Here is a 23,798-nt window from a genome sequence, read left to right as displayed (position 1 = left end):
ACCCGTGGCAAGTGCCGCTGCATCCGGCAACCAATGGACGCCGTCGCGCTCGGCCGCGGGGCCGTACAGTCCTTGGCTGATCGTCGCGATCATCTCGATCCCGACATTCATGGAAGTGCTGGACACCGCCATCGCCAATGTCGCGCTCGATCATATCGGTGGGAGCCTTTCGGTTACCACCGATCAGGTGACCTGGGTTCTGACAAGCTATCTGGTCGCCAACGCCATCATCATTCCTCTGTCCGGCTGGCTGAGCGATGCGATCGGGCGAAAGCGTTATTTCACGCTCTCGATCATTCTGTTCACGGCGGCGAGCCTGCTTTGCGGGCTTGCGCCGAACCTGACGACATTGATCATCGCGCGGGTGCTGCAGGGGATAGGCGGCGGCGGGCTGGCGCCGGTCGAACAGTCGATCCTTGCGGATACGTTTCCGCCCGAAAAGCGCGGCATGGCCTTTGCCGCCTTTGCCATCGTGGTCGTGGTCGGACCGGTGCTGGGGCCGACACTGGGCGGCTACATCGTTGAATATGCCAGCTGGCACTGGGTGTTCCTGATCAACGTTCCGGTCGGAATTCTGGCGGTGTTTCTGGTACAGGCCTTCGTCGCCGAACCTGAACAGGTGGAGAAAGATCGCAAGGCGCGCTTCAAGGACGGCCTTCGCATCGATTATATCGGCGTGGCGCTGGTCGTGCTTGGCCTGGGGTTCCTGGAATACACGCTGGATTCCGGCCTGCGGGAGGACTGGTTTTCCAGCGACCTCATCATCGTCACCGCCTCGATTGCGGCAGTCTCGCTGATCGCACTAGTTCTCTGGGAGCTCAATCATGACGATCCGGTCGTGAACCTGCGGCTCATGAAGAACCGGAACTTCTCGATGACGCTGCTGATCATGACGGTGACGGGCGTAATCCTGTTCGGCACCACCCAGCTGATCCCGCAGATGTTGCAGCAGGTGATGGGTTACAGTTCGCTCGATGCGGGCTTGGCGCTCACCTTCGGTGGCTTCGCAACCCTGATCGCGGTGCCCTTTGCCGGAAAGTTGAGCGACAAGGTGGACGTCCGCTGGCTCCTGTTTCCCGCGCTGTTGGTCCAGGGGGCCGCGCTGTGGAATATGGGGCAGCTGAACACGGACATGAGCTTCGCCGATGCGGCCATCGCGCGCCTCTATCAGTCGATCGCGCTGCCCTTCCTGTTCGTTCCGATCAACGCGGTCGCCTATGTCGGGCTGAAACAGACCCAGACCGCGCAGGCATCCAGCCTGCTCAACGTCTGCCGGAATCTCGGCGGTTCGATCGGCATTTCGCTCGCCCAGACCAAGCTCGCCAACTCGATGCAGGTTCACCAGGCGGAGATGGTGCAGCACCTCAACCCGCTCGATCCCAACTACAACCAGTGGATGGCGCAGGCTCAAGGCTTGACGGGAGGGCAGGATCTGGCGGCGCTCGCCATCCTCTATCAGCAGGTGCAGCGTCAGGCGGCAATGCTGGGCTTCATCGACGTCTTCCACTTCCTGATGGTGATCGTCTTCGTGGTTTCTCCGCTCGTCTTCCTCATGCGCAAGTCTGATGGCGCATCCGCACCGGCAGGAGCAGGACATTGAAATATTTCGGTAAATCACTTCTCCTTGCCAGTGTGATGCTGTCGGCCTGCACCGTCGGGCCGAATTACACCGCGCCGGAGACGCAGCTGCCGCCCGCTTTCACCGGCCCCGCGCCGATCGACGATGCGATCGATCCGGCGCGCTGGTGGACCTATTACAAGGATCCGGAACTGACGTCGCTGATCGCCCGGGCGGTTGAGGGCAATCCGGACATCGCCATCGCCGCTGCGCGGGTGCGTCAGGCGCGGTTGCAGGAGATTGCGGCGCGGGCCAAGGGCCTGCCCTCGCTCGATGCGCAGGCCAGCGTGAGCCAGCTGGAGCTCAGCAAGAACGCAGGCTTCGCCAATCTGGCGCGGGCCTTCGGTGGCGGCGGGTCGGCCGGTTCGGGCGGACCCGGCGGCGGTGCGACCAATGGTGTGGCCCTGCCGGGCGGCGGCATCACCACCTATGCGGCTGGCTTCGATGCCAATTGGGAGCTTGATCTTTTCGGCGGCGCCAAGCGCGGTACCGAAGCGGCCATCGCGCGCACCGAAGCGGCGATCTGGAATGCGCGCGATGCCGAAGTCATGCTGGCCGGCGAGATAGCGCAGGCCTATTTCGCCTTGCGGTTCGATCAGCAGCAGATGGACGTCATCCAGACCGAAATCGCGGCGCAGCAGCGCGTCGTCGATATTGCCGCGCACAGCGCAGAGGTCGGCCTGATCCCGGCGATCGAGGCCATCAACGCGCGCCAGCAATTGACGGCGGATCAGGCGCGAATCGAGCCGATCCGGGCGGACATGGCGGTGCGCCGCCACGCGATAGCCCTGTTACTGGGCGATCAACCCGGCGCGCTCGACGGCGAACTGGCGCATTTCGATGCGCCTTTGGTGACCGCGCCGATCGTGCCGCCGGGCCTACCGTCCGATCTGCTCCGCCGCCGCCCGGACATCCGCGCTGCCGAGCGCAATCTGGCGGCAAGCACTGCGGATATCGGCGTTGCGGTGGCAGACCTCTATCCCAAATTCAGCCTCACCGGCATGGTGCAGCTGATCTCCACGGCGCTGTCATCGCTGATCAGCACGGACAGCCTGCAGCTGACGGGCAGCGCGCTCGGCCAGTTTCCGATCTTCGATTTTGGCCAGCGAAAGGCTGCGGTCGCAGGGCGGGAGGCGGCGCGTGACGAGGCCTATCTGCAATATCGCAAGACCGTGCTGAACGCGCTGCGCGATGTGGAGGATCCGCTCGCGCAGATCGATACCGAGCGCCGCCGCAATGGTGTGCTGGCACAGGGCGTGGCGGATGCGCAGGCCAATGCCAAGGCGGTCGAAGCGCGGTACGCCGCAGGCTTTGTTTCGGAAGACGCGGCGCTGAAGGCCCGCGCCCAGTGGTTGTCCGCGCGTGAGCAGCTCGCACAGAGCGACGCGCAGCTTCGCCAATATAGCATCGCCTTGTTCAAGGCGCTCGGCGGCGGCTGGGAAGGCGTCGAGACGGAACGGCAGGCCGGCTTCGATGCGGCTGCCTTTACCGATCCTGCTAAGTGAACCGCGACAGCCAGCGAACGGCCTCATCGTCGGTATAGTTGTCCGCCGCCGCGCCGATCACGATCTCGCCGACCGAGCGGCCAGCCAGCGGCGCTTCGGTGAAGGCATTGAACAGCCACACGCCATGGTTGCGCGCAAAGGCCAGATTCCGTTCGGTAAGCTCGGCCGGGGTGCCTTCGATCAAAAGCTGGAAAGCATTGCTGTGCGGCGGTTTCGGATGAACGATCGCGTCGATTGACCCGTCCAGAGCCGCGGCCAAGCTGCGCGCGCGCGCGGTATAATGGCCCATCCGGCCGATATGATCGTCGAGCCCGGCCAGCGCGGAAATTGCCTGTGGGTAGCTGGTGAAGTGGTCGCCGCCATAGCGGGTCTTCCAAGGCAGCGCCGCAGCGATATGGTCATTCGCGCCCAGCAGCATAGCCCCGCCAAGGCCGCCCAATCCCTTGTAGAAAGAAACATAGACGCTGTCGGCCAGCGCGGCGAGGTCTTCCAACGAGACGCCATAGGCTGCCGCGGCTTCCCACAAACGCGCACCATCGAGATGCAGCGCGATCTGCCGCGCCCGGCAATAGTCGGAAATCGCCTGCAATGCTTCCATCTTCGGCAGGAGGTAGCCCGACCGACGCAGAGGAAGCTCGATTACCACTGCGGCCAGCCGCTCGTTCACAGCCTGAAGATCGGCCAGGGAAAAAGGCTGGTAACGGCCCAGCCGAACCACCTCGGCGCCGCCGACACGGTGGATCGCACCGGCCTCGTCCACATCGAGATGGCTTTGCGGGTGCAGCGCCACACGGCTTATCCCGGCCGCCTCCATATGGACGCGCAGGCTACAAAGCTGCGCCGTCACGCCTTTGGTGAAAAACAGCGCGGCGGGCTTGCCCAGCATATCCGCCACGCGCCGTTCCAGCAGCGCCGTCGCACCGCCCTTGCCATATAGGTCCGGCTGTTCCGCGGCGTAGGGCAAGGCGGCAAGCTGACATAACCTCTGCGAAACCGGGACGGATGGGTGCTGCGACAGGAAATGGGTGCAGGCGGCCTTCACCAGAGCCTTATCGCTCCTGTCCTGGTCCCGGTTTTCAGGCATCCGAAATCCAGGGGGCGCGCTTCACCATGATCGCCGCGAACAGATCCGAAGCCAGCAGGCGGGCAAGCCAGAGCTGCAACTGCGGCAAAGGCTGCGCATCGAACCAGTCGCGATCGGCCCCGGCAAACTGCCGGACGAAAGGAAAGATGGCGATATCCGTCAGCGTGCGGCGATTGCCGCATAGATATTCGCCATCTTCAAGACGGCGCTCCAAGCCGGTCAGGATTGCCACTGCTTCGCTGCGGTGGTGCGCCCCATCGCTGTCATAGCGCGTGTCATATTTGTAGCGGTCGAGATGATGTTTGAACGGCCCGTCATTGGCCGCAATCAGATCGTCATCGACCCCGCTCAGCCAGCCTTCGGGATCGTTCTGGCCCAGCGCCCATCGCATGATGTCGAGGCTCTCGTCGATCACCTCGCCGTCCCCGGTCACCAGTACCGGCACGGTGCCCTTCGGTGAGGCTTCCAGCAGCTCCGCCGGCTTGTCGCGCAGGCGCACCTCGCGATGCTCGGCCGCCATCCCGCTCACATGAAGCGCCATCCGCGCGCGCATGGCATAGGGGCATCGCCGGAAGCTGTAGAGGATAGGGTCAGCCACGGCCGCTTCCGGGCTGTTTTGCACCGACATGGGCTAAGCCGCGCTTCTTCGCCAGTTCGCTCTGTCGGTGGCGCTCGGCATAGCTGCGCCGTTGCTCCTCGGTCCGTGCGTCATGGCAGGCGGGGCAGGCGACACCCTCCACGAACAGCGGCGAAGCCCTGTCTTCAGCGCCAAGTGGCATGCGGCAGGCGCGGCAGAGCGTGTGGCTGCCGACTTCCAGCCCATGGCCGACGCTGACGCGTTCATCGAACACGAAGCATTCGCCGTCCCAACGGCTCTGCGCGGCCTCCATCTGCTCAAGATAGGCGAGGATGCCGCCCTCCAGATGGTAAACTTCCTCCAGTCCCTGCTGCTTCACAAAAGCGGTCGCCTTTTCGCAGCGGATGCCACCGGTGCAGAACATCGCGATCTTCGGATGCCTGCCATCCGCTTCCCATTCCGCACGATGCGCCTCGAACCAATCGGGAAATTCGCGAAAGCTCTTCGTGCGCGGATCGATGGCACCGCGGAAGCTGCCGATCGCCACTTCATAGTCATTTCGGGTGTCGATCAGGATTGTATCGGGATCGTCCACCAGCGCGTTCCATTCGCGTGGCGGCACATAGGTGCCGACCGACCGGGCGGGATCGATATCGGGCTGACCCATGGTCACGATTTCGCGCTTTATCCTCACCTTCAGGCGGTGGAAGGGCATTTCTTCGGCGCGTGAGAACTTCACCGAAAGCGTTTCGCAGTCGGGCAGCGCGCGGATCGCCTTCAGCACCGCAGCAATGCCGGTGTCGCTTCCGGCGATGGTGCCGTTGATGCCCTCGTTCGCGAGAAGAAGCGTGCCCTTCACGCCCTCCCGTTCGCACAGCGCGTGAAGCGGGTCGCGTGCCTTTCGCGGGTCGATCGCTGCGAAGCGGTAAAGCGCGGCGATCAGGATCGGCGGTTGCGGTGGGGAGGAATCAGGCATGAATCTCGGATAGCATTGCGCCGGCGAAAGATCGGCTGGCGCACAGGTTCAATATTGCGGTTCGCCCACAGGAGCGGGGGCGGGAGCCGGATCGGTCTGCGGCTCCGCGCCAGGCTGGGGCATGGCCTGCATATCGCCCGCCGGACCGCTGGTGCCCATCACGATGTTCGCGCGCGGCTGCAGGATGGCTGCGTTCTCGATCCGGTCCAGAGCATCGCGTGCCCGCGCATAGCGGCGGGCCTGGTCAAGCCAGTTTGCGGCCTCTTCCTGATTGGGAAGCTTTTCCACCTCGGCAATGGCTGCCGCGATGTTGCCCGCTTCGGTGAAGCGCCGCGCACGCCGCAGCCTTTGCGATGGGGCGGGCGAGGGCGTGCCTTCCCGGCGCAGCACGAACAATTCGCTGATTTCCCGCTTCAGCGATGGCCAGAACGCCTGATCCCTGCCGCCCACGGTCAAGCGTTCGCCGATATCATCCAGTTCGCTCTGCAACTGTTCAAGGGTGACGGGGTCTTCCCCGGCAGCGATCACGGTCTTGACGGCATTGGGCAGCGAATCGCCGAAACGCATGCGCAACTGGTCACGGATGTAACCGAGCGGCGATCCGGTATCGAGCGCGCGCCGCGCTGCAAAGGCAATCAGCAGCCCCTCCGCGCGGGTGGCATTGCCGGATGCGGCCTGCGCCTGCACATTGATGCGCGAAAGCCGGTCCTCAAGATCGCCGACGCGGCGGGACAGCGCGGCGTCCAGACTGGTGCCGCCGGCGGGCACCGCCATTTCACCGCTCGCGATCGCCTCGCTCGGCGCGGCAACCCTGCCTTGGGCATCGATACGCTGCGCCAGCCGGTCTGCTCCGGTGCTGACAGCGGGCGCTGCTTCAGCTTGCTTGGGCTCTTCACCCGTAAAATCGAACCCCGACCGCGTAAGCAGCCAGCCGGCCGCAATGGCGCCGCCCACAAAGGCGATCAGTACCGCAATCAGCACGTTCCGAAGGCCCGAATTGCCATTGGAATTTGGCTTGATCGGCTCGTAATCGCTCATGGTAATTCCCGAAAAACGGCCATCTGCCGATAAAAAGAAACGGTTCGCCTCATGGTTTAGCCAAGGCTGCCGCTGCCGACAACAAATGCGCATCGTCCGGCGCTTCGGCAATATGCACCGCTTGCCACCCCTGGCCCGCCGCCTCTGCGACATTGCCAGATAGCGCCGCGAGCGCGATGGCGCCACGATCGAGTTCCAGCCGCTCGCATTCATTGGCGAAGTGGCGTGCCGCCCGGGGCGAATGTAGAGCGACGGTGACGTCGCCCTTGGCCAGTCGCTGTTTCAACGGCGCGGGCATCGGAACGGGGTCCACGGCATAGACCAGCATGGTATCGATCAGCATGCCCGGCTCGACAAGCTCGATATGATTGCGGCCCGCCAGGCGCAGGAAGCGCTGCGGATAATCGGTGGAGATAGCGCGGGCCAGTGCCTCTATGCCGTTCTCGCCGACCACGCCCACGGTGAAACCCAGCGCGCGGGCGGCGGACGCGGTTGCTTCGCCCACGGCATGGACGGGCAGGTCCTGCAGCGCCGCGAGCGCCGGCCCGCCAAGGCGCAGCGCATTGGCGCTAGATGCGATGATGGCATCATAAAGCGATGGAGCGGGCGGCTCCCAGCGCAGCGGTTTGGCCTCGAACATGGAATGGACGATGGGCGTGAAGCCCTCACGCTTCGCAGCGCGCGCGGACTTTCCGGCGCCGGGTGCGGGGCGGATGATGACGAGATCGGTGCTCATGACGCGGCGCTAGCATCGGGGCCGCTGAACAATGCGGCCAGCTTCTCGCTCGCTTCGCCCAGCAGATCGCGCGCTAGGCTGGCGGGTGCCGGGCCGTCGGCATCGGCGAACAGCGCGTCGGCATGGGCCTGCTCGCTGCCGTCGGTGGTGAGGATTTGCGCACGCATGTGGATCCGCTCGTCCTTCATCACCGCATGCGCCGCGACGGGCGAATGGCAGTCAGCACCCAGTGCATAAAGAAATGCGCGTTCGGCGCGGACACAGGCGTGGCAGGACTGGTCGTCGATGGCGGACAGCGCCGCGCGCACCGCCTCGTTTTCGGCAAGCGTCTCCACGCCGATGGCGCCCTGTGCGGGGGCGGGCAGCATCACGCTTTCCGGTATCGGCGTACCGATGTTGGCCATGCCCAACCTGTCCAGCCCGGCGGCGGCGAGCATGGTGGCGTCCGCATCGCCCGCCTCGATCTTGGCGAGCCGCGTGCCGACATTGCCGCGAATGAGCTGTATGTTGAGATCCGGCCTGAGGCTGAGGAGCTGCGCTGCACGGCGCGGACTTGCCGTGCCCACTCGCGCCTGACCGGGCAGGGCCTCGATCGAGGGCGCGCCGATCAGGCGGTCTCGCGCGTCGGCGCGCGGCAGAATGGCCGCGATCACCAGGTTTGCCGGGCGGATCGTCTCCACATCCTTCATGGAATGGACCGCGGCGTCGATCTTGCCGTCTTTGAGGCAGCTGTCGAGCTCCTTGGTCCATAGCGCCTTGCCGCCGATTTCGGCGAGCGCGCGATCCTGCACCTTGTCGCCGCTCGCCTGCAATTTGACGAGCTCGACCGCGTCGGCCTGCCAACCATGCGCGGCGATAAGCGCTGCCTTCACCATTTCTGCCTGGGCCAGCGCCAGCGGCGAACGTCGTGTGCCGAGCCGCATCGGTCGATCGGGGGAAAATGTCTGTGCCATGTTGCGGCTTGTGCTAGCCTCCTCTCCGGTTAAGGAAAAGGGCGATGGCAGTGATTTTGGGCCTGGAGTCGAGCTGCGACGAGACCGCCGCGGCGCTGGTGACGGGCGACCGCCGCATTCTGGCGCACAAATTGGCTGGGCAGGAGGAGCGGCACCGGCCCTATGGCGGGGTTGTGCCGGAAATCGCCGCGCGCGCCCATGCGGAGAAGATGACGCCGCTGGTGGAAGCCGTTTTTGCGGAAGCGGGCTGCTCGCTGAGCGATGTCGATGCCATCGCGGCAACCGCGGGGCCGGGCTTGATCGGCGGCGTGATGGTCGGGCTGGTGACGGGGAAGGCGCTATCCCTTGCCAGCGGCAAGCCGCTGATCGCGGTCAACCATCTGGAAGGGCACGCGCTTTCCCCGCGGCTGGTCGATGAAAATCTCGACTTTCCCTATCTGCTGCTGCTCGTTTCCGGCGGGCATTGCCAGATTCTGCGCGTCAACGGCGTGGGCCGCTATGAACGGCTGGCGACCACGATCGACGATGCAGCGGGCGAAGCGTTCGACAAGACGGCGAAACTGCTTGGTCTCGGCTTTCCCGGCGGCCCGGCGGTCGAGAAGGCGGCTCGCGAAGGCGATCCGGCGGCCGTTCCGCTGCCCCGGCCACTGGCAGGATCGAAGGAGCCGCATTTCAGCTTCGCAGGCCTCAAGAGCGCGGTGCTGCGCGCCTCGGACGGGGGGAATTTTAGCGCGCAGGATATCGCTGCCTCCTTCCAGCAGGCGGTGGTCGACTGCCTGCGCGATCGGCTCGAGTTTGCTTTGAAAAACACCGAGCGGCTGCCTGCCTTGGTCGTCGCGGGTGGAGTGGCCGCCAATGGCGCGGTCCGCGCGATGCTGGAGCAGGTGGCGGCAGCGCGCGAAATGCGCTTCGTCGCGCCGCCGCTCTGGCTGTGCACGGACAATGCCGCGATGATCGGCTGGGCCGGGGCGGAGCGGTTCGCGCTCGGCATGACCGACCCGCTCGATATCGCCGCCCGCCCGCGCTGGCCGCTGGATGAGACCGCCGCACCCGCACGCGGCGCTGGGGTAAAGGCATGAGCGCCCGGCCCATCGCCGGTGTGATTGGCGCAGGCGCTTGGGGCACTGCGCTGGCGCAGGTGCTGGCGAGCAACCATGCGCCCGTCCGCCTGTGGGCGCGCGAGGAAGAGGTGGTCCGATCGATCCGCGACACCCGCGTCAATACGGCTTTCCTTCCGGACATTCCGCTCGCCGATACCCTGTTGCCGACGAACGATCTTGCCGATCTGGCCGATTGCCCCGCGCTTCTGGTGGTTGCGCCCGCGCAGCACCTGCGCGGCGTGCTCGGTGCGCTGCCGGACGGAAACGCGCCGCTCGTTCTGTGCGCGAAGGGGATCGAGGCGGAAACGGGCCAGCTGATGTGCGAGGTTGCGCGTGAAGCAGCCCCCGGCCGTGCCATCGCGATCCTTTCCGGCCCCACCTTTGCGCATGAAGTCGCCCGCGGGCTACCTGCAGCGGTGACGCTCGCCTGCGAGAGCGAGGCTCTGTGGGACGATCTGGCTCCGCGCATCGCGCGGCCGGCCTTCCGGCCTTATTATTCGGACGATCTGGTAGGGGCGGAGATCGGCGGCGCGGTGAAGAATGTGCTCGCCATCGGCTGCGGTGTCGTGGCGGGAGCCGGGCTCGGCCTCAATGCGCGCGCCGCGCTGATCGGGCGCGGTTTTGCGGAGATGACGCGCTTCGGCCTTGCCCGCGGTGCACGTGCCGATACGCTCTCGGGTCTTTCGGGCCTTGGCGATCTGGTGCTGACCTGCAGTTCCGAAAATTCGCGCAACTTCTCGCTCGGCAAGGGTCTCGGCGAAGGCATTCCGGCCAGCGAGTTGCTGTCCAACCGGCGCACGGTGGCCGAGGGGGCTGCGACCGCGCCGGTGCTTGCGCGGGAGGCTGCCAAGCATGGCATCGACATGCCGATCGTCGAGGCGGTGGGGCATCTTCTCGACGGCAGTTTCGGGGTGGACGAAGTGATCGCCGGTCTTCTGGCCCGCCCCCTTCGTGCGGAGCGTCCGCAGGAGGCGCCGGCCAGCCCATCTGAAAGGCAAAGCTAGCGCGTCCCCCTGTGGACGGCTAGACGGGCAGGTCAGGAGGGCATCGGTGGACGGCCATAGCGCGCGCGACGAGCGTGACATCGCAGCGCTTGCCAAGGGCGGGCGGACCAATATCACGGGTTTCGTGCTGCGCCTTGCCGCGCGTCTGCCATTCCTGTTCATCGCCGGGCGCATGTACGGGCCGGAGCTGCTCGGGCGTTTTGCCTATGCCATCCTGATCGTCGAATTTGCCGCGCAGCTCGCCACCATGGGGCTGCGGCGCGGGCTGGCCGAACAATTGTCGGAAATCGAGGATGGGCACAGTGCGCTAGTCTATGACGGTATTCTGCTTGCGGTGCTCGTGTCGCTGGTGGCCGGCGCGGCCCTCATCGCCGTGCCGCAGATCATGTATCCCAATAGCGAGATTCGCGGGCTGGACCGGATGCTGCCGCTCGTCATCCCGGCGATTGCGGTGACGGAGATCACGCTGGCGGCGCTCGCTTATCGCTATGATATCAAGGCGACCGTCCGGGCGCGCGCGATCGTGGAGCCGTGGACGGTCTCGATCGCGGCTTTCCCACTTTACTACATCTTCCCGCGTGACGGGCTTGTCATTTCCTACGTCATCTCGATGGTCGCGGCGCTGATCACCGCGCTGATCCCATTCTTTCGCAGCTACGGCGTGCCGAAGAACTGGACGCCGCGATTTGCCGGTCTTCTGGAGATGAGCCGCCGCAACTTCCCGCTGGCCGCGGCGGACGGGGTGGAATGGGGAAGCCGGCGGCTCGATCTGGCAATCCTCGGCCTGTTTGCGTCGCCTGCCGTGGTCGGCATCTATTACGTGGCGCAGCAGGTCGCCAGCCTGCCGCAGAAGCTGAAGACCAGTTTCGACCCGATCCTGGGGCCCGTCATCACGCGCAATCTGAAGGACGATCGCAAGGGGGCGATCGCCGCGCAGGTAAGCCAGGTGGGGTTCTGGATCATCGCCGCGCAGATGGCTGTCAGCCTGGCGCTGGGGCTTCCGGGCGAAGCGGTGATGGGGGTGATCGGCCCGGAATTCGTAGGCGGCACGGGCGCGCTTGCGTTTCTTCTGATGGCAGAGGTTGCCGCCGCGCCCGCCGTGGTGAGCGAGGCGACGCTCGTCTACATCGCGCGCCACCGCAATCTTGTGATTTCCTTGAGCGTCCTGGCGTTTCAGGCGGCACTCAGTGTGGGGCTTTTGCTGCTTGCACGGCATCTGGAATTTCCGCCGCTCTATGTCGGCGCGATGCCGGCTCTTGCGCTGATGATATCGCTCGGCCTGATGTCGGCGCTGAAGTCGCGCTTGCTTGCACGTCTGCTGGCCGCGCCGATTGGCGTGTGGCGCTGGGCGCTGGTATGGGCGGCGGCGGCCACCGTGCCGACCTTCTATGTCTTTTCGCTATTGCCCGAATGGACAGAGCTGGTGCTGGGCATTCCAGCTACCATGGCGGTTTATGGCGTAATCATCTGGAAGCTCGGCTTCGGCGATGACGACCGCGCGCTGTTCCGCAAGGCGGGCGGGCGGGATGCGCGTGAGAGCGAAGAGGAAAAGGCGCTCCGCAAGAGCCAGAATTAAGCGCTTCGTCGCTCCAGCTTCCGCCGGAGCGACGTTTCTTCATCGGCGCGGCGGGCAGTTCAGCCCAGTTTTTCAGCCATCAGCTTGGTAAGGTCCTGCTCCGGACGCGCGCCGAAATGCGAAACCACTTCGGCCGCCGCGACCGCGCCCATCTCCAGGCAGCGGGTCACGCTTTCGCCCTTCAGGTGCCCGGACAGAAAGCCGGCGGCAAACAGATCGCCCGCGCCGGTGGTGTCGACCACGGTGGTCGGCAGCGCCTTGGTTTCGAACCGTTCGCCGTCCTTCACCGCGATCGCGCCGTTCGGTCCGCGCGTCACCACGAGCAGCGGTACGTCCTTGCCCAGGCTTTCGATCGCTGCCTCGGGATCGCTGTCCTCCAGGATGCCGGCTTCCTCTTCATTGGCGAACAGGATGTCGATCAGCCCGTCATCGATCAGTTTGCGGAAATCCTTGCGGTGCGTGTGGACGCAGAAATCGGCGCAGGTGCTGAAGGCGATCTGCGTGTCCGATTCGCGCGCGATCTCCAACGCCCGGCGCATCGCGGCGCGCGGCTCCGGCGGATCCCACATATAGCCTTCCAGAAACACGATCTTCGCGCCGGCGATCGCTTTCTCGTCGATCGCGCTGCCCGGCAGATAGTGGGAGGCGCCGAGGAAGGTGTTCATCGTGCGCTCGCCGTCGGGCGAAACCAGAATCAGGCAGCGTCCGGTGGGCACGTCGCCATCGCGCGGCGGATGGGTGAAATCGACGCCCACTGCGCCCAGATCATGCGCATAAACCTCGCCCAGCTGATCCTTGGCGACCTGGCCGATGAACCGGCACTTTGCGCCCAGCATGGCCAGACCCGCCAACGTGTTCGCTGCCGCTCCGCCGCTGATTTCCTGTCCCTGCCCCATTTTCTCGTAGAGGCTGACGGCGCGGTCCGCGTCGATCAGGGACATGCCGCCTTTAGTAAGGCCCTCATCGGCGATGAGCTGGTCGTCAGTCTGGGCGAGTACATCAACGATGGCATTGCCGATCGCGAGCACGTCGTAAGTGGTGTCGGTCATGAAAGCTCCGGAGGAGAAGGAATGTTGCCGGGCGGCGTAAGGCGCACAGGCGCGGCCTGCAAGGGCGATTGGCGTATGCGATTGACCGGGGGCAGGGCATTGCGTCATGGACCGGTGTGATGCTCCGCGCCCTTGCCCTCGCCATTCGCCAGCTTGGCGACCGCGCCATCTTGGCGGTGCTTGTCAAAAGCGTGGCGCTGACGCTGCTGATCTTCGCCGCGCTGGGCACGGCGGTGTATTTCGGGTTTTCGGCATTGCTGGAGCGGATCGGATGGAACGAGGCATCCACCGGATTGGTCGCCGCCTTCGGCGCCTTGTTGCTGGTCGTGTTCGGCGGGCTCGTCCTGTTCCGCGCGGTCGCCCTCGCGGTGATCGGTTTCTTCGCCGAAGATGTGGTGGAGGTGGTCGAGTGCCGATATTACCCTGCGCGTGCGGCGAGTGCGGTACCGCCATCGGCCTGGCGCGGCCTCAAGATCGGCCTCCGGTCGGCGCTTCGCGCGATCCTCTGGAACCTCATCGCGCTGCCGCTTTATTTCGCGCTGCTGATCACTGCGGTTGGCGCGCCGATGGTGTTCCTAATCATGAACGCCTTCCTGATCGGCAAGGATCTTCAGGAGATGGTGATCGCGCGGCATGACGCCTCCCCGGACAGCACGCCGGAGCGGATTGCACCGGTGCCGCGCTTCGTTCTGGGATTGATCGCGGCCGTCGGCCTCGGCATCCCCTTCCTCAATCTGGTCGTCCCGGTTATTGCGGCGGCGATGGCGGCGCACATGATCCATGGCCCGCGCTCGGGCAGGACGGTGACGGCATGAGAAATTTCGCAGCTCTGACGGCGCTTACGCTGATTTGCGCGGGGTGTGCCGCCGTGCCCTCCGGGCAGCCCTCTGCCGGTGTCGGCGTGCCGGGCACTGCCAGTGACATGACGGACACGCGCGGGCTGGAGGGCGTTCTGGGTTCGAATGAGGCGACACTGATCCGGCTGTTCGGCAAACCGCGGCTGGATGTAGTGGAGCCGGTCGGCCGCAAGCTGCAATTCATTGGCGCACCCTGCATCCTGGATGCTTATCTTTATCCTGACCGACAGGGCCGGGAGGTCGTGACCCATGTCGATGCGCGTCGGCGCGATGGTGCCGCGGTGGACCGCGCGGCCTGCGTGGCGGCGCTGCAGGCGAAATAAGGCGGCCGTAACCTCTTCCGTTCACCCTGAGCCTGTCGAAGGGCCGCACTGGAATGCGATAAAGTACGAGGTTTCGATAAGCTCAGCCCGAACGGCCTGAGAGATTACATCTTCTGATCGCGCAACGGCTCGGCCTCAATGGGACAGCGCCCGTTCCATTCGCAGCGGACGCTTGCGTCTCGCTCTCCGGGCAGCCGCGCAACGCGTTCCTCCGCGAATCGCTGCGGATCGAGCTGTTCCAGCGCCCAGATCGCCGCCCCGCGCACCGTGGGCGCTTCGTCGTCCAGCAACGGCAGCAGCGGCGTCAACAGCTCGGGATCGCCGCTATTGCCCGCCGCCACCGCGGCGTTGCGCACCATCCGGTCGCGGCCCGAGCGCTTGATCGGCGATCCGGAGAACACCGCGCGGAACGCGTCGTCATCCAACGCCAGCAGATCGGCGAGCGGCGGGGCGACCAGTTCGGCGCGTGGCAGGAAGGCCTTGTTGGCCGCCCCGGCCTTCGCGAATTTGTTCCATGGGCAGGCGGCCAGGCAATCGTCGCAGCCATAGATATGGTTGCCGATGCCGGGGCGCAGCGCGCGTGGGATCGGCCCCTTGTTCTCGATGGTGAGAAAGGAGATGCAGCGCCGCGCATCGAGGCGGAAGGGCGCGGGGAAGGCATCGGTGGGGCACGCGCGCTGGCAGGCATCGCAGCTGCCGCAGCGCTCGCGCCCCGCCTCGTTGGCGGCCAGATCGGCGGTGGTATAGATCGCGCCGAGGAAGAACCAGTTGCCCAGATCGCGGCTGAGAAGATTTGTGTGCTTGCCCTGCCAGCCGATGCCTGCGGCCTCCGCCAGCGGCTTTTCCATCACCGGCGCGGTATCGACGAACACCTTCACCTGCTCGCCCGTTTCCTCGACAAACCAGCGTGCGAGGCGCTTCAGCGCCTTCTTGACGATGTCGTGATAATCCTTCCCGCGCGCATAGACCGAGATGCGGCCATGGCTAGCGGCTTGCCGATTGGCGGCGGGATCATAGGTGGTCAGATCGTCGCCGGGCGCATAGCTCATCGCCAGCATAATCACCGATCGCACCTCGGGCCAAAGCGCCTGCGGCTGCGCGCGCTGATCCGCGCGGCCTTCCATCCAGATCATATCGCCATGCGCGCCCGCGGCGAGCCAGGCCTTCAGCCGCTCGCCGGTTTCGGGGGCAAGCCGGGCGGGCGCGATGCCGCAGGCGGCAAAGCCTTCCTGCGCGGCCCGCGCTTTCAGCCTGTCCTCCATCGAAGCCTTGCGCTCGTTCATCGGACCCAGCTACCAGCATTGCGCGGAATGGCTAGGGGTGGGTGCATGGGGAACAATGCAATCGAAGCCCGCGGGCTGGTCAAACGGTTCGGCAATACCACGGCGGTGGGCGGGGTGGACCTGAACGTGCCGGAGGGCAGCATCACCGGCATGCTGGGCCCCAATGGCGCGGGCAAGACGACGCTGCTGCGGATGCTGCTCGGCATTATCGATCCCGATGAAGGCACGCGCACGCTGCTCGGCAGCAACAAGCCGCTGAAGCGCGCCCATGAAGTCGGCTATCTGCCCGAGGAGCGCGGGCTTTATCAGTCGATGAAGGCGGTCGATACCATCGCGTTCATGGGCGCGCTGCGCCATCTGCCGCTGGAAGAAGGGCGCAAGCGCGGCCGTGTGTTGCTGGAGGAAGCGGGTCTCGGCCATGCCGCCGAAAAGAAGATCAAGGAATTGTCGAAGGGCATGGCGCAGACGGTGCAGCTGCTCGGCACCATCGTCCACCGGCCCCGGCTGATCGTGCTGGACGAGCCCTTTTCCGGGCTCGATGCCATCAATCAGGGTAAGCTTGAGCGGCTGATCCGCGAACAGGCGGAAGCGGGTGTCACCGTCATTTTCTCCACCCATGTCATCGCCCATGCCGAACGGCTTTGCGAGAATGTCGCGATCGTCGCGGGCGGCAAGGTGCGCTTCGACGGCAGCGTGGAGGCGGCGCGCGATCGCCTGCGCCCGCAAGTGCATCTGGAAACACGCGAGACCGACGGCCCGTGGCGCAGCGCGCTGCCTGCCGGGACCGAGCGCGAGGGCCATTGGTGGCACTTCACCTTGCCTGATGGCGGACCGGAACCGCTGCTCGGCGCGCTGATCGAAGGCAATGCCGGCATCCGATCACTGTCGATCGAGCGGCCGGGACTTCACGACGCTTTTGTTGCCATCGCCGGGGAAGCGGCGGCTGCCGAACTGCAACAGAGCCAGGCCGAGGGAGCCGCCCGATGAACGAGACACTGCGTGCAGCCTGGGTGATCGGCCGGCGGGATTTCACCGCGGTCGTCCTATCCAAGGCGTTCCTCATGTTCCTGTTGGGGCCGCTGTTTCCGGTGGCTGCGGGGGTACTGTTCGGCTCGCTCGGCAGTTCGGTGGCTGAGGATATCGGCGCAGACGTGGTCGGCATAAGCATGCCCGCCAGCGAGGCGCAGGCCCTTGCGGCCACGCGCGCCAGCCTTTCCGAAGCGATGGGCGAAAGACGCTATCCGGAACTTCGTATCCTGCCGGACGATGGCCGCCCTGCTGCCGACTGGCTGCGGGAATCCGATCAGGCGGAGGCCGGCGGAGAAGGCGAGGACAAGGGTAAGCTCGCCGCAGTGCTGAGCGGCAGCTTCGCGGCCCCCATACTCACCGCGACAGCGGATCAGGCGCAAAATCTGGGCCCGGAACTGGCGCTTCTTATCAGCCAGACCCAGAATGGCGGCGGGCAATTGAAGTCGCTGCGGGTGGACACCGTGCAGTCGAGCGCGGGCGGCATGCAGCGCGCGCAGCTGCTGACCGGACAGGCCGGACAATTCCTGCTGTTCCTTCTGGTGATGCTGCTGGCGGGCATGGTGCTTTCCAACCTGGTCGAGGAAAAGTCGAACAAGATCATCGAAATCTTGGCAGCCGCCGTGCCGATCGACGCGGTGTTCATCGGCAAGCTGTTCGCCATGCTGGCGATGGCGTTGGTGGGCATCGCGGTATGGGGCGCGGCGGGTATCGCGGCGCTGCAGATCTGGGGGCCGGGCTTGCCCAATCTGCCGGTCCCTGCAGTGGGCTGGCCGGCGTTCATTGTCTTAGGCATTGTCTATTTTGCGATGGCCTACCTCATCCTGGGCTCGCTGTTCTTAGGGATCGGCGCGATGGCCAGCACGGTGCGCGAGGTGCAAACGCTTTCGATGCCGGTGACGATGCTGCAGATGTTCGTCTTCGGTTTCGCCTTCTACACCGTCAGCAAGATCGGCCAGCCGGTCGAAATTATCGCCTGCGTCGTGCCGTTTACCTCTCCTTTCGCGATGATCGCGCGGGCCGCGCAGGTGCCGGAGCTGTGGCCGCATCTCGTGGCGCTGATCGGACAGGCAGCGTTCGCGCTGCTCGTGGTGCGGATGAGCGCAATGCTGTTCCGGCGCAATGTGATGAAGTCGGGTGCAAGCGGCGGTGCTTGGGCCGCTCTGTTTGGCAAGCGCAAAGCCGCCTGATCCCGGAAGCACCTGTCTACCGTGCTGATTAAGTTGCCGATCGCAACTCTATTGACATTTTGGTCAGTAAAGTGAGGCTATGGTGTCTTATCAGAGCGGGCGCGATCGATCGCCTGCCGGATCAGGAGAGAGGCCATGGCCACCGCTTTCAAGACCACCGCCGCCGAAGAAGCGCCCAAGGATACGGTGGTGAACACCGCCCCGCATGACTGGGACGTCAGCCGACCGGAAATCTACGCCGAGGACCGCTGGCAGCCGATTTTTGCAGAGATGCGACGGGAAGCCCCGATCAACAAGATCGTCGATTCGGGCTATGGCGATTACTGGAATATAACCACGGCCAAGCCGATCCAGCATATCGAGGCGCTGCCAGACCTGTTCTCGTCCGAGGCAACCGGCATCACGCTGGTCGGTAAGGAAGCGCAGGACCTGCCGGAGGACCAGGTGGTCGAAATGCCGATGTTCATCGCGATGGACCGGCCCAAACATACCGAACAGCGCCGCGTCGTCGCGCCTGCCTTTACGCCGAGCGAGATGACCCGGCTGACCGATGATGTGCGTGGACGGACCGCGGAAATCCTCGACAATCTGCCGCTCGGCCAAAGTTTCGACTGGGTCGATCAGGTCTCGATCGAGCTGACCACGCAGATGCTCGCCCTACTGTTCGACTTTCCGTGGGAGGACCGGCGCAAGCTCACCTTCTGGTCCGACTGGGCGGGCAATGTCGAGGCAATGCGCACCGAGGAACTGCGCCAGGAACGGCTCGGCCACATGTACGAGATGGGGGCCTATTTCCAGAAGCTTTGGAACGAGCGGCTCGAGGCGGGAGAGGCGCCCGATCTGCTTTCCCGCATGATCCATTCGGAGATGCGCGACATGGATCCGATGACCTTCATGGGCAATCTGATCCTGCTGATTGTGGGCGGCAACGACACCACGCGCAACACCATGTCGGCCTATGCTTACGGGCTCGACCAGTTTCCGGACGAGCGCGCGAAGCTGGAGCAGAACCCGGACCTGATCCCCAATACAGTGCAGGAGCTCATCCGCTGGCAGACGCCGCTGGCGCATATGAAGCGCACCGCCACGCAGGATACTGAATTGTTCGGCCATCAAATCAAGGAAGGGGATCGGCTCGCGCTCTGGTACATCTCCGCCAATCGCGACGAGAGCGTCTTCGAAGATCCGGACCGGCTTATCGTCGACCGGGAGAATGCACGCCGCCACCTTGCCTTCGGGTACGGCATCCACCGCTGCGTCGGCGCGCGGCTCGCTGAATTGCAGGTACGCATTCTCCTGGAGGAAATGGCCAAGCGCCGCCTGCGCGCCAATGTGATCGGTGAGCCGGACCGGGTGCCGGCTTGCTTCGTTCACGGCTACCGCGCGATGGATGTGGAGCTTAGCCGCTACTGAGACGCCATGTTCAGGCTGGCGTCAAACAAGGTGCGGTAGGGTGCAGGAAACACAAAAGGACGGGATTTGAGGAATTTTCCTTGCCCGAAGCGTATTGTTTCCATGACCCACTTTATTCCTACCCGCCGCGATCTCCTCACCAAGGGAGGCCTTGCCTTTGCCGGAACCGCTCTGATCGGCTTTGCCGGATGCGGCACCGCGCCCGCCGAAGCACGCAGCTTCCCGGTCACCAAGACCGATGCTCAATGGAAGAAGCAGCTCACTCCGGCCGAATATAATGTCCTGCGCAAGGACGGCACCGAGCGGCCTTATTCCAGCCCGCTGAACAAGGAAAAGCGCGCGGGCACGTTCATCTGCGCCGGCTGCGACAACAAGCTTTTCAGCAGCAAGACCAAGTTCGAAAGCGGCACCGGCTGGCCGAGCTTCTACGCGCCCCTGAAGGGTGCGGTGGTGACCTCTACAGACCGCAGTCTGGGCATGGCGCGTACCGAAGTCAGCTGCGCGCGCTGCGGCGGCCATTTGGGCCATGTCTTCAACGACGGCCCTCCGCCCACCGGCAAGCGCTATTGCATGAACGGTGTGGCGATGGATTTCGTCCCCGCCTGATCCGGTCTCAGCGCCGGACGATGCGATAGACCTGATAGGGTTTCAGCCCGTCCGGCTGCACCGGCACCAGCCACGCGGGCGTTTGCCCGCGCGCAAGCTGCGCGGCGAGGCCATTGGGGGCCGCTTCGATATAAATGTCCATCTCCTGCGTGCCCTGACAGATCATCAGGAAATCGGCGTGACTGCCGGTAACTAGCTCCCGTGCTTTGTTTCCCTTGGCCAAATAGGCGCCAATCACTTCGGCCATCGCCGCCTGATTGCGGTGGTGCCCGGTAGCGATCACGCTGTGGGGTGTATCGGTGAGGATCGAGGGGCCGATATCGATCGGCGCCAGGAATGTCGCGGGCGCCAGCCGGTTCAGCTTGGCAATATTCTCCTGCTGGAAACAGGATGCGACCTTCAGCGAACTTTCCTGCTCGCTGTCGTTCGTCACGAGTTCATCGACATAGGAAACCACTGCCAGCGGCACGAGCGGCACCACCGCCACCGATGCAGCGGAGGCCAGGATGCGCAGCGCCGTGTTGTCGATTCCCCGTGCCCATCGCCAGACGGCAAGGATCAGGACGGCGCAGCCCGGAATGGCGAAGGCGTGCGCAACATACATGGCGCGCAACACCCCGATCGAGACGGCGAAGGCGCCCACCATCAGAATCAGCATGGTGCGCCAACGGTCCCGCATCCGCGGCTCCACCCGTCGCAGGGCCAGCAGCGCGCCCGCCAGCCCCATCAGCGAGGGGAGGACGCTATAAAGCGCCGTCAGCGGCTCCTGCTTCCACAGCGGAAGGCCCTCCAAGACATTCAGATACCAATATTGCCGCACCAGCGGATCGAGCGCGCCGAACGGGCCGGTGCGGCATTCGGGTGCGACCAGGAAGAACAGTGCAAGTGCGGCGACGCCCGCCAGTGCGAGTACTCCAAACCGGCGGGCCGCGCCCGCGTGCCCGAGCACGCCGGCACCCAGGATAAGTGCGACGGAGCCGCCTGCAAGCGCGCTCCAATAGGGTGCGGACAGCCCGTCGCAATGAACGGCCGTCAGCGCGCCCCATCCGCGCGAGGCCGGCAGCGACACCATGACGCCTGCGGTGCAGCCGAGCAGGAACGCGGCCAGCATCGGCCAGCCTTCGGCGTTTCGCCAATAGGCAAAGGCGTAAAGGCCGCCGAACAGCAGGAAATAGGGAAGCGCCTCGAGCGAGATCGACAGGTAGAACGCCATGGCGAGGCCGGCGAGGAGACCGCGAAGGCCGGTGCGCTTGCCGAGCGACAGGCCGAGCAAGGCCGTGGCGGCGACCACCTGCCAGCCATGATGGTCGATCCGCAGCGGCGAGAATTGGCGCGCCAAGAACACCATCGAGAGCGGCAGAAAAAGCCCGGTCAAGACAAACGCCTGATCGCCCAGGTGCTTCAGGGCGCTCCGAAGCATCAGCAGAAAGAGGCCGTAGAGCAGCAGCGGCCAGACGATCAGCGCCACATGTTCCGCCCGCGCCGGGCCGAGGAACAGGCGGAAGAAGGCAATCGATGTAGCGATGGGCACATCGAGCAACCGCCACCAGTGCATCTCCCCCCCGAAGGGGGGATTGATGCGGTGCTGGCTGACGTCGAACCAGCTCTGTCCCGCCATCCAGTCGCGCACTTCCACTAGACGCAGCGCATCATCCGGATCGATGAAGTCGAGCGCGCGGAAGCCGCCGTTCTGGAACAGCGCGAAGAAGCCGGTCAGCGCCAGCATGGACAGCAGGATCGCCGCGACCACCCACCGCCGACGGGTTGGAAATGGCTCGCTCACCGGGCGAAAACGATGTGCCGCCGCAGCAGCCAGACCGCCTGGAAGCTGACGACGATGGCCAGCAGCTTGGCGAGGCGTGGATCCAGGCCGAGCCAGCCCCCCGCCGCGACGATCAGCGCCGTCAAAGCCAGGCCGAGCAGGGCAGAGAGTAGGAACAGCATACGCTGACGGTGCTGGCCGCCTTGGGTGTTCGCCCGCGCTTCAGTAAAGACGGCGCGGCTGGAGAGGAGCCAGTGGACCAGAATGCCCGCGCTGTAGCCGATTACCGAAGCCGCGGTCGGCGGAGCGTTCGCGCCGATCAGTAGCAGAAACAGCGCCACGTCCGTGGCTAATGCAATCACGCTCGCGGCTAAATAACGCAGATAGACCACGCGGGTGCCGAGGCGAATGCCGGCATGGGCAAGGCGCAGAAGGGCCATAAGCGGGCTTCCTTCGGATCGGGCGTCAGGCGGCCCGGTCGATCCGCTCTTCCTCATCGTCCGCAATGCGGCGTGGCACATCGCGTTCGGATGCCAGCGCGGCCTTGCGGTCCTCGGCGATGCGGGCCTGTTGCCCTTCATTGCCGGCTTCGTGATATTCCGCGTCTTCGTTGACCTGCCAGATGTCGTAGATGCGTTCACCGGCCTCGATATTCTCGACCGTTAGCATGGCGGTCATCATCGCATGGTCCTGATTGTTGTAGCGGTGCATGCCGTTGCGGCCGACCATATGCAGCGTGGGGAAGCGCTCTTCCAGCTCCTCCCGCATCGCGGCGACATTCTCGGCATAGCTGTCGTCATAGACCGGATAGGCCTTTTCCTGGCGCACCACCGCGCCGCCGACCACGTCTTCCGGTTTGCAGAGACCAAGGATCGCCATCTCCTTCTTGGCGAGCTCGATCAGATCGGCGTCGCTGGACGACCACAGACCATCATTTTCGAAGCAGAAATATTCCAGGCCGACGCAGGCGATATTCTCATCCGGCACCATTTCAGGCGACCAGCTGCGGAAATTCTGCACGCGGCCCACCTGCACCTTGCTGTCGTGGATGTAGATCCAGTTGTCCGGAAACAGGTCCTCCGACTTGATCATCAGCGCGACGGTCAGGAAGTCGCGATATTTCAGCTCCGCCGCATTGAGGCTGGTGGCGGGCAGCGGGTGGAGCCGCGCAGCCAGTTCGCGCATCGGCGCGGAGCTTATGACATGGCGTGCCTCGATCACCGCTTCGCCGCCATCCGCCTTCGTCGCGGTAACGCGCCAATGGCCGTTCGCATCCTGCGCGAGCTGTTTCAACGCATGGCCCATGCGGACCTCATTGCCCTTGGACTGCACGAAATCGCGCGCAGCATCCCACATCATGCCCGGGCCGAGGCGCGGATAGCGGAAGGTTTCCAGCAGCGTCTTGGCCTGCGCCCCGCTGCCGTCGTTCAGCTTGTTGAGGCCGAGCGACCGCTTGAGGCCATCGAGCACCGCGGCGCCCAGGCTAAGGCCTTTGATGCGCTGCGCCGCCCAGTCCGCCGACATTTCGTCGCACGGCATGCCCCACACCTTCTCGGTATAGGTCTTGAAGAAGATCGAATAGAGCTTGTGGCCGAACTGGTTGACCACCCAGTCCTCGAAACTGCGCACGCGCTTGTTGGGCAGCAGCTTCCAGCGCGCATAGCTAGCCATGCACAGAGTGGAGCGCCAGATGCCGAGATTCCACAGCGCTTCGAAGGCGCGCAGCGGATAGCTGTAGAATTTGCCCTCATAATAAATGCGGCTCATGCGCGGGCGCTGGATGAAATCGTCGGGCAGAATCTCGTTCCAGAGATCGACCACCTCCTGCGATTTGGAGAAAAAGCGGTGCCCGCCGATATCGAAACGATAGCCGTCGACCTCCACCGTCCGGCTGATGCCGCCGACATAGGTCTCGTCCTTTTCGATAACCGAGACGCGGTAGCCCTTTTTGGACAGGAGATAGGCGGCGGTCAGCCCAGCCGGGCCAGCGCCGATGATGGCGACATCGACCGGTCCTTCGCCACTGGGCTCGTTGTGGAGCGACATAATTCCCTTCCCCTGCCTTTGGCCAAAGCAATTGGCGGCTGGCGAAGGCAGTGAAGGAAATCTTCTAACGGATGGT

Annotated in this window: 22 protein-coding genes; 11 read left to right on the top strand and 11 right to left on the bottom strand. The window is 64.8% G+C overall.

All coding sequences use genetic code 11. The features are described 5' to 3' along the window. Window positions 1-4 precede the first annotated feature (4 nt). Together I6A82_RS01825 and I6A82_RS01820 are read left to right on the top strand one after the other, a co-directional pair. Complete coding sequence (locus tag I6A82_RS01825; RefSeq protein ID WP_198093487.1) at window positions 5-1,600, top strand: DHA2 family efflux MFS transporter permease subunit; 1,596 nt, start codon at window positions 5-7, stop codon at window positions 1,598-1,600. Beyond that, a complete protein-coding gene (locus I6A82_RS01820) occupies window positions 1,597-3,123 on the top strand; it encodes an efflux transporter outer membrane subunit (protein WP_232343213.1) in 1,527 nt (508 codons plus the stop codon). The genes I6A82_RS01825 and I6A82_RS01820 overlap by 4 nt, the downstream gene beginning before the upstream one ends. Here the strand turns inward: I6A82_RS01820 and I6A82_RS01815 are convergent. The 6 genes from I6A82_RS01815 to hemC are packed head-to-tail and all read right to left on the bottom strand — an operon-like array spanning window position 3,116 to window position 8,487. Then, window positions 3,116-4,207 carry a threonine aldolase family protein gene (locus tag I6A82_RS01815; RefSeq protein WP_198093486.1) on the bottom strand — a complete coding sequence of 364 codons (1,092 nt, stop codon included), beginning with the start codon at window positions 4,205-4,207 and terminating at the stop codon, window positions 3,116-3,118. The two genes, I6A82_RS01820 and I6A82_RS01815, sit on opposite strands and share 8 nt — an antisense overlap. After that, a complete protein-coding gene (locus I6A82_RS01810; protein WP_332310922.1) occupies window positions 4,200-4,805 on the bottom strand; it encodes a glutathione S-transferase in 606 nt (201 codons plus the stop codon). Before I6A82_RS01810 ends, I6A82_RS01815 begins: the two co-directional genes overlap by 8 nt. Further along, complete coding sequence (gene trhO, locus I6A82_RS01805; protein WP_198093484.1) at window positions 4,798-5,760, bottom strand: oxygen-dependent tRNA uridine(34) hydroxylase TrhO; 963 nt, start codon at window positions 5,758-5,760, stop codon at window positions 4,798-4,800. The genes I6A82_RS01810 and trhO overlap by 8 nt, the downstream gene beginning before the upstream one ends. A gap of 48 nt (window positions 5,761-5,808) precedes the next feature. Continuing rightward, complete coding sequence (locus I6A82_RS01800; RefSeq protein ID WP_198093483.1) at window positions 5,809-6,798, bottom strand: hypothetical protein; 990 nt, start codon at window positions 6,796-6,798, stop codon at window positions 5,809-5,811. A gap of 49 nt (window positions 6,799-6,847) precedes the next feature. Then, entirely contained in the window at window positions 6,848-7,534 is a 687-nt protein-coding gene (locus tag I6A82_RS01795) for a uroporphyrinogen-III synthase (protein ID WP_198093482.1), read from the bottom strand. Then, window positions 7,531-8,487: a hydroxymethylbilane synthase gene (gene hemC, locus I6A82_RS01790; protein ID WP_232343212.1), complete on the bottom strand. Its 957-nt coding sequence runs from the start codon at window positions 8,485-8,487 to the stop codon at window positions 7,531-7,533. The genes I6A82_RS01795 and hemC overlap by 4 nt, the downstream gene beginning before the upstream one ends. 44 nt (window positions 8,488-8,531) lie before the next feature. Here hemC and tsaD point away from each other — a divergent pair, with 44 nt between their 5' ends. From tsaD to I6A82_RS01775, 3 genes are read left to right on the top strand one after another with little or no spacing between them, the layout of a single operon-like run. Continuing rightward, window positions 8,532-9,566 carry a tRNA (adenosine(37)-N6)-threonylcarbamoyltransferase complex transferase subunit TsaD gene (gene tsaD / locus I6A82_RS01785; RefSeq protein WP_198093481.1) on the top strand — a complete coding sequence of 345 codons (1,035 nt, stop codon included), beginning with the start codon at window positions 8,532-8,534 and terminating at the stop codon, window positions 9,564-9,566. Further along, window positions 9,563-10,591: an NAD(P)H-dependent glycerol-3-phosphate dehydrogenase gene (locus I6A82_RS01780; protein ID WP_198093480.1), complete on the top strand. Its 1,029-nt coding sequence runs from the start codon at window positions 9,563-9,565 to the stop codon at window positions 10,589-10,591. Before tsaD ends, I6A82_RS01780 begins: the two co-directional genes overlap by 4 nt. 46 nt (window positions 10,592-10,637) lie before the next feature. Next, the gene (locus I6A82_RS01775; RefSeq protein ID WP_198093479.1) at window positions 10,638-12,167 is read left to right on the top strand and encodes an oligosaccharide flippase family protein; all 1,530 of its coding nucleotides are present in this window, start codon (window positions 10,638-10,640) and stop codon (window positions 12,165-12,167) included. 59 nt (window positions 12,168-12,226) lie between these two features. On the opposite strand, the gene I6A82_RS01770 is transcribed toward I6A82_RS01775, so the two are convergent. Beyond that, on the bottom strand, window positions 12,227-13,216 hold the full coding sequence (locus tag I6A82_RS01770; RefSeq protein WP_198093478.1) for an adenosine kinase: 990 nt from the start codon (window positions 13,214-13,216) through the stop codon (window positions 12,227-12,229). A gap of 119 nt (window positions 13,217-13,335) precedes the next feature. On the opposite strand from I6A82_RS01770, the gene I6A82_RS01765 reads away from it, so the two are divergent. Next, window positions 13,336-14,031 carry an EI24 domain-containing protein gene (locus I6A82_RS01765; protein ID WP_198093477.1) on the top strand — a complete coding sequence of 232 codons (696 nt, stop codon included), beginning with the start codon at window positions 13,336-13,338 and terminating at the stop codon, window positions 14,029-14,031. Next, the gene (locus I6A82_RS01760) at window positions 14,028-14,396 is read left to right on the top strand and encodes a hypothetical protein (RefSeq protein ID WP_232343211.1); all 369 of its coding nucleotides are present in this window, start codon (window positions 14,028-14,030) and stop codon (window positions 14,394-14,396) included. Before I6A82_RS01765 ends, I6A82_RS01760 begins: the two co-directional genes overlap by 4 nt. A gap of 104 nt (window positions 14,397-14,500) precedes the next feature. Here I6A82_RS01760 and queG read toward each other — a convergent pair whose 3' ends face one another. Continuing rightward, on the bottom strand, window positions 14,501-15,679 hold the full coding sequence (gene queG / locus I6A82_RS01755) for a tRNA epoxyqueuosine(34) reductase QueG (RefSeq protein WP_198093476.1): 1,179 nt from the start codon (window positions 15,677-15,679) through the stop codon (window positions 14,501-14,503). 45 nt (window positions 15,680-15,724) lie between these two features. On the opposite strand from queG, the gene I6A82_RS01750 reads away from it, so the two are divergent. From I6A82_RS01750 to msrB, 4 genes are all read left to right on the top strand, one after another. Beyond that, complete coding sequence (locus tag I6A82_RS01750; protein WP_198093475.1) at window positions 15,725-16,666, top strand: ABC transporter ATP-binding protein; 942 nt, start codon at window positions 15,725-15,727, stop codon at window positions 16,664-16,666. Beyond that, window positions 16,663-17,895: an ABC transporter permease gene (locus I6A82_RS01745; protein WP_198093474.1), complete on the top strand. Its 1,233-nt coding sequence runs from the start codon at window positions 16,663-16,665 to the stop codon at window positions 17,893-17,895. The genes I6A82_RS01750 and I6A82_RS01745 overlap by 4 nt, the downstream gene beginning before the upstream one ends. Window positions 17,896-18,030: 135 nt before the next feature. Then, window positions 18,031-19,308, top strand: a complete 1,278-nt coding sequence (locus tag I6A82_RS01740; protein ID WP_198093473.1) for a cytochrome P450 — start codon at window positions 18,031-18,033, stop codon at window positions 19,306-19,308. 102 nt (window positions 19,309-19,410) lie between these two features. Further along, entirely contained in the window at window positions 19,411-19,914 is a 504-nt protein-coding gene (gene msrB / locus I6A82_RS01735; protein WP_198093472.1) for a peptide-methionine (R)-S-oxide reductase MsrB, read from the top strand. Window positions 19,915-19,921: 7 nt separating this feature from the next. Here msrB and I6A82_RS01730 read toward each other — a convergent pair whose 3' ends face one another. Genes I6A82_RS01730 through I6A82_RS01720 form a run of 3 tightly spaced genes read right to left on the bottom strand, consistent with a single transcriptional unit; the run spans window position 19,922 to window position 23,722 of the window. Further along, on the bottom strand, window positions 19,922-21,664 hold the full coding sequence (locus I6A82_RS01730; protein ID WP_198093471.1) for a hypothetical protein: 1,743 nt from the start codon (window positions 21,662-21,664) through the stop codon (window positions 19,922-19,924). A 29-nt stretch (window positions 21,665-21,693) separates the two neighbouring features. Further along, the gene (locus I6A82_RS01725) at window positions 21,694-22,116 is read right to left on the bottom strand and encodes a GtrA family protein (RefSeq protein WP_198093470.1); all 423 of its coding nucleotides are present in this window, start codon (window positions 22,114-22,116) and stop codon (window positions 21,694-21,696) included. A gap of 25 nt (window positions 22,117-22,141) precedes the next feature. Further along, window positions 22,142-23,722 (bottom strand): NAD(P)/FAD-dependent oxidoreductase, encoded by a 1,581-nt coding sequence (locus tag I6A82_RS01720; protein WP_198093469.1) that lies wholly within the window; start codon window positions 23,720-23,722, stop codon window positions 22,142-22,144. Window positions 23,723-23,798: the final 76 nt, after the last annotated feature.

The organism is Novosphingopyxis sp. YJ-S2-01 (assembly GCF_016093175.1).
GTDB classification, from domain to species: domain Bacteria; phylum Pseudomonadota; class Alphaproteobacteria; order Sphingomonadales; family Sphingomonadaceae; genus Novosphingopyxis; species Novosphingopyxis iocasae.
Note: the sequence above shows the minus strand (reverse complement) of the source record. Positions and strands in the feature narration are given on the sequence as shown.

Coding starts and splice junctions, on each gene's coding strand:
- I6A82_RS01815 (WP_198093486.1), bottom strand. CDS start 4,207: ATGCCTGAAAACCGGGACCAGGACAGGAGCGATAAGGCTCTGGTGAAG.
- I6A82_RS01795 (WP_198093482.1), bottom strand. CDS start 7,534: ATGAGCACCGATCTCGTCATCATCCGCCCCGCACCCGGCGCCGGAAAG.
- I6A82_RS01740 (WP_198093473.1), top strand. CDS start 18,031: ATGGCCACCGCTTTCAAGACCACCGCCGCCGAAGAAGCGCCCAAGGAT.
- I6A82_RS01750 (WP_198093475.1), top strand. CDS start 15,725: ATGGGGAACAATGCAATCGAAGCCCGCGGGCTGGTCAAACGGTTCGGC.
- tsaD (WP_198093481.1), top strand. CDS start 8,532: ATGGCAGTGATTTTGGGCCTGGAGTCGAGCTGCGACGAGACCGCCGCG.
- hemC (WP_232343212.1), bottom strand. CDS start 8,487: ATGGCACAGACATTTTCCCCCGATCGACCGATGCGGCTCGGCACACGA.
- queG (WP_198093476.1), bottom strand. CDS start 15,679: ATGAACGAGCGCAAGGCTTCGATGGAGGACAGGCTGAAAGCGCGGGCC.
- I6A82_RS01745 (WP_198093474.1), top strand. CDS start 16,663: ATGAACGAGACACTGCGTGCAGCCTGGGTGATCGGCCGGCGGGATTTC.
- msrB (WP_198093472.1), top strand. CDS start 19,411: ATGACCCACTTTATTCCTACCCGCCGCGATCTCCTCACCAAGGGAGGC.
- I6A82_RS01720 (WP_198093469.1), bottom strand. CDS start 23,722: ATGTCGCTCCACAACGAGCCCAGTGGCGAAGGACCGGTCGATGTCGCC.
- I6A82_RS01765 (WP_198093477.1), top strand. CDS start 13,336: ATGCTCCGCGCCCTTGCCCTCGCCATTCGCCAGCTTGGCGACCGCGCC.
- trhO (WP_198093484.1), bottom strand. CDS start 5,760: ATGCCTGATTCCTCCCCACCGCAACCGCCGATCCTGATCGCCGCGCTT.
- I6A82_RS01780 (WP_198093480.1), top strand. CDS start 9,563: ATGAGCGCCCGGCCCATCGCCGGTGTGATTGGCGCAGGCGCTTGGGGC.
- I6A82_RS01725 (WP_198093470.1), bottom strand. CDS start 22,116: ATGGCCCTTCTGCGCCTTGCCCATGCCGGCATTCGCCTCGGCACCCGC.
- I6A82_RS01770 (WP_198093478.1), bottom strand. CDS start 13,216: ATGACCGACACCACTTACGACGTGCTCGCGATCGGCAATGCCATCGTT.
- I6A82_RS01760 (WP_232343211.1), top strand. CDS start 14,028: ATGAGAAATTTCGCAGCTCTGACGGCGCTTACGCTGATTTGCGCGGGG.
- I6A82_RS01800 (WP_198093483.1), bottom strand. CDS start 6,798: ATGAGCGATTACGAGCCGATCAAGCCAAATTCCAATGGCAATTCGGGC.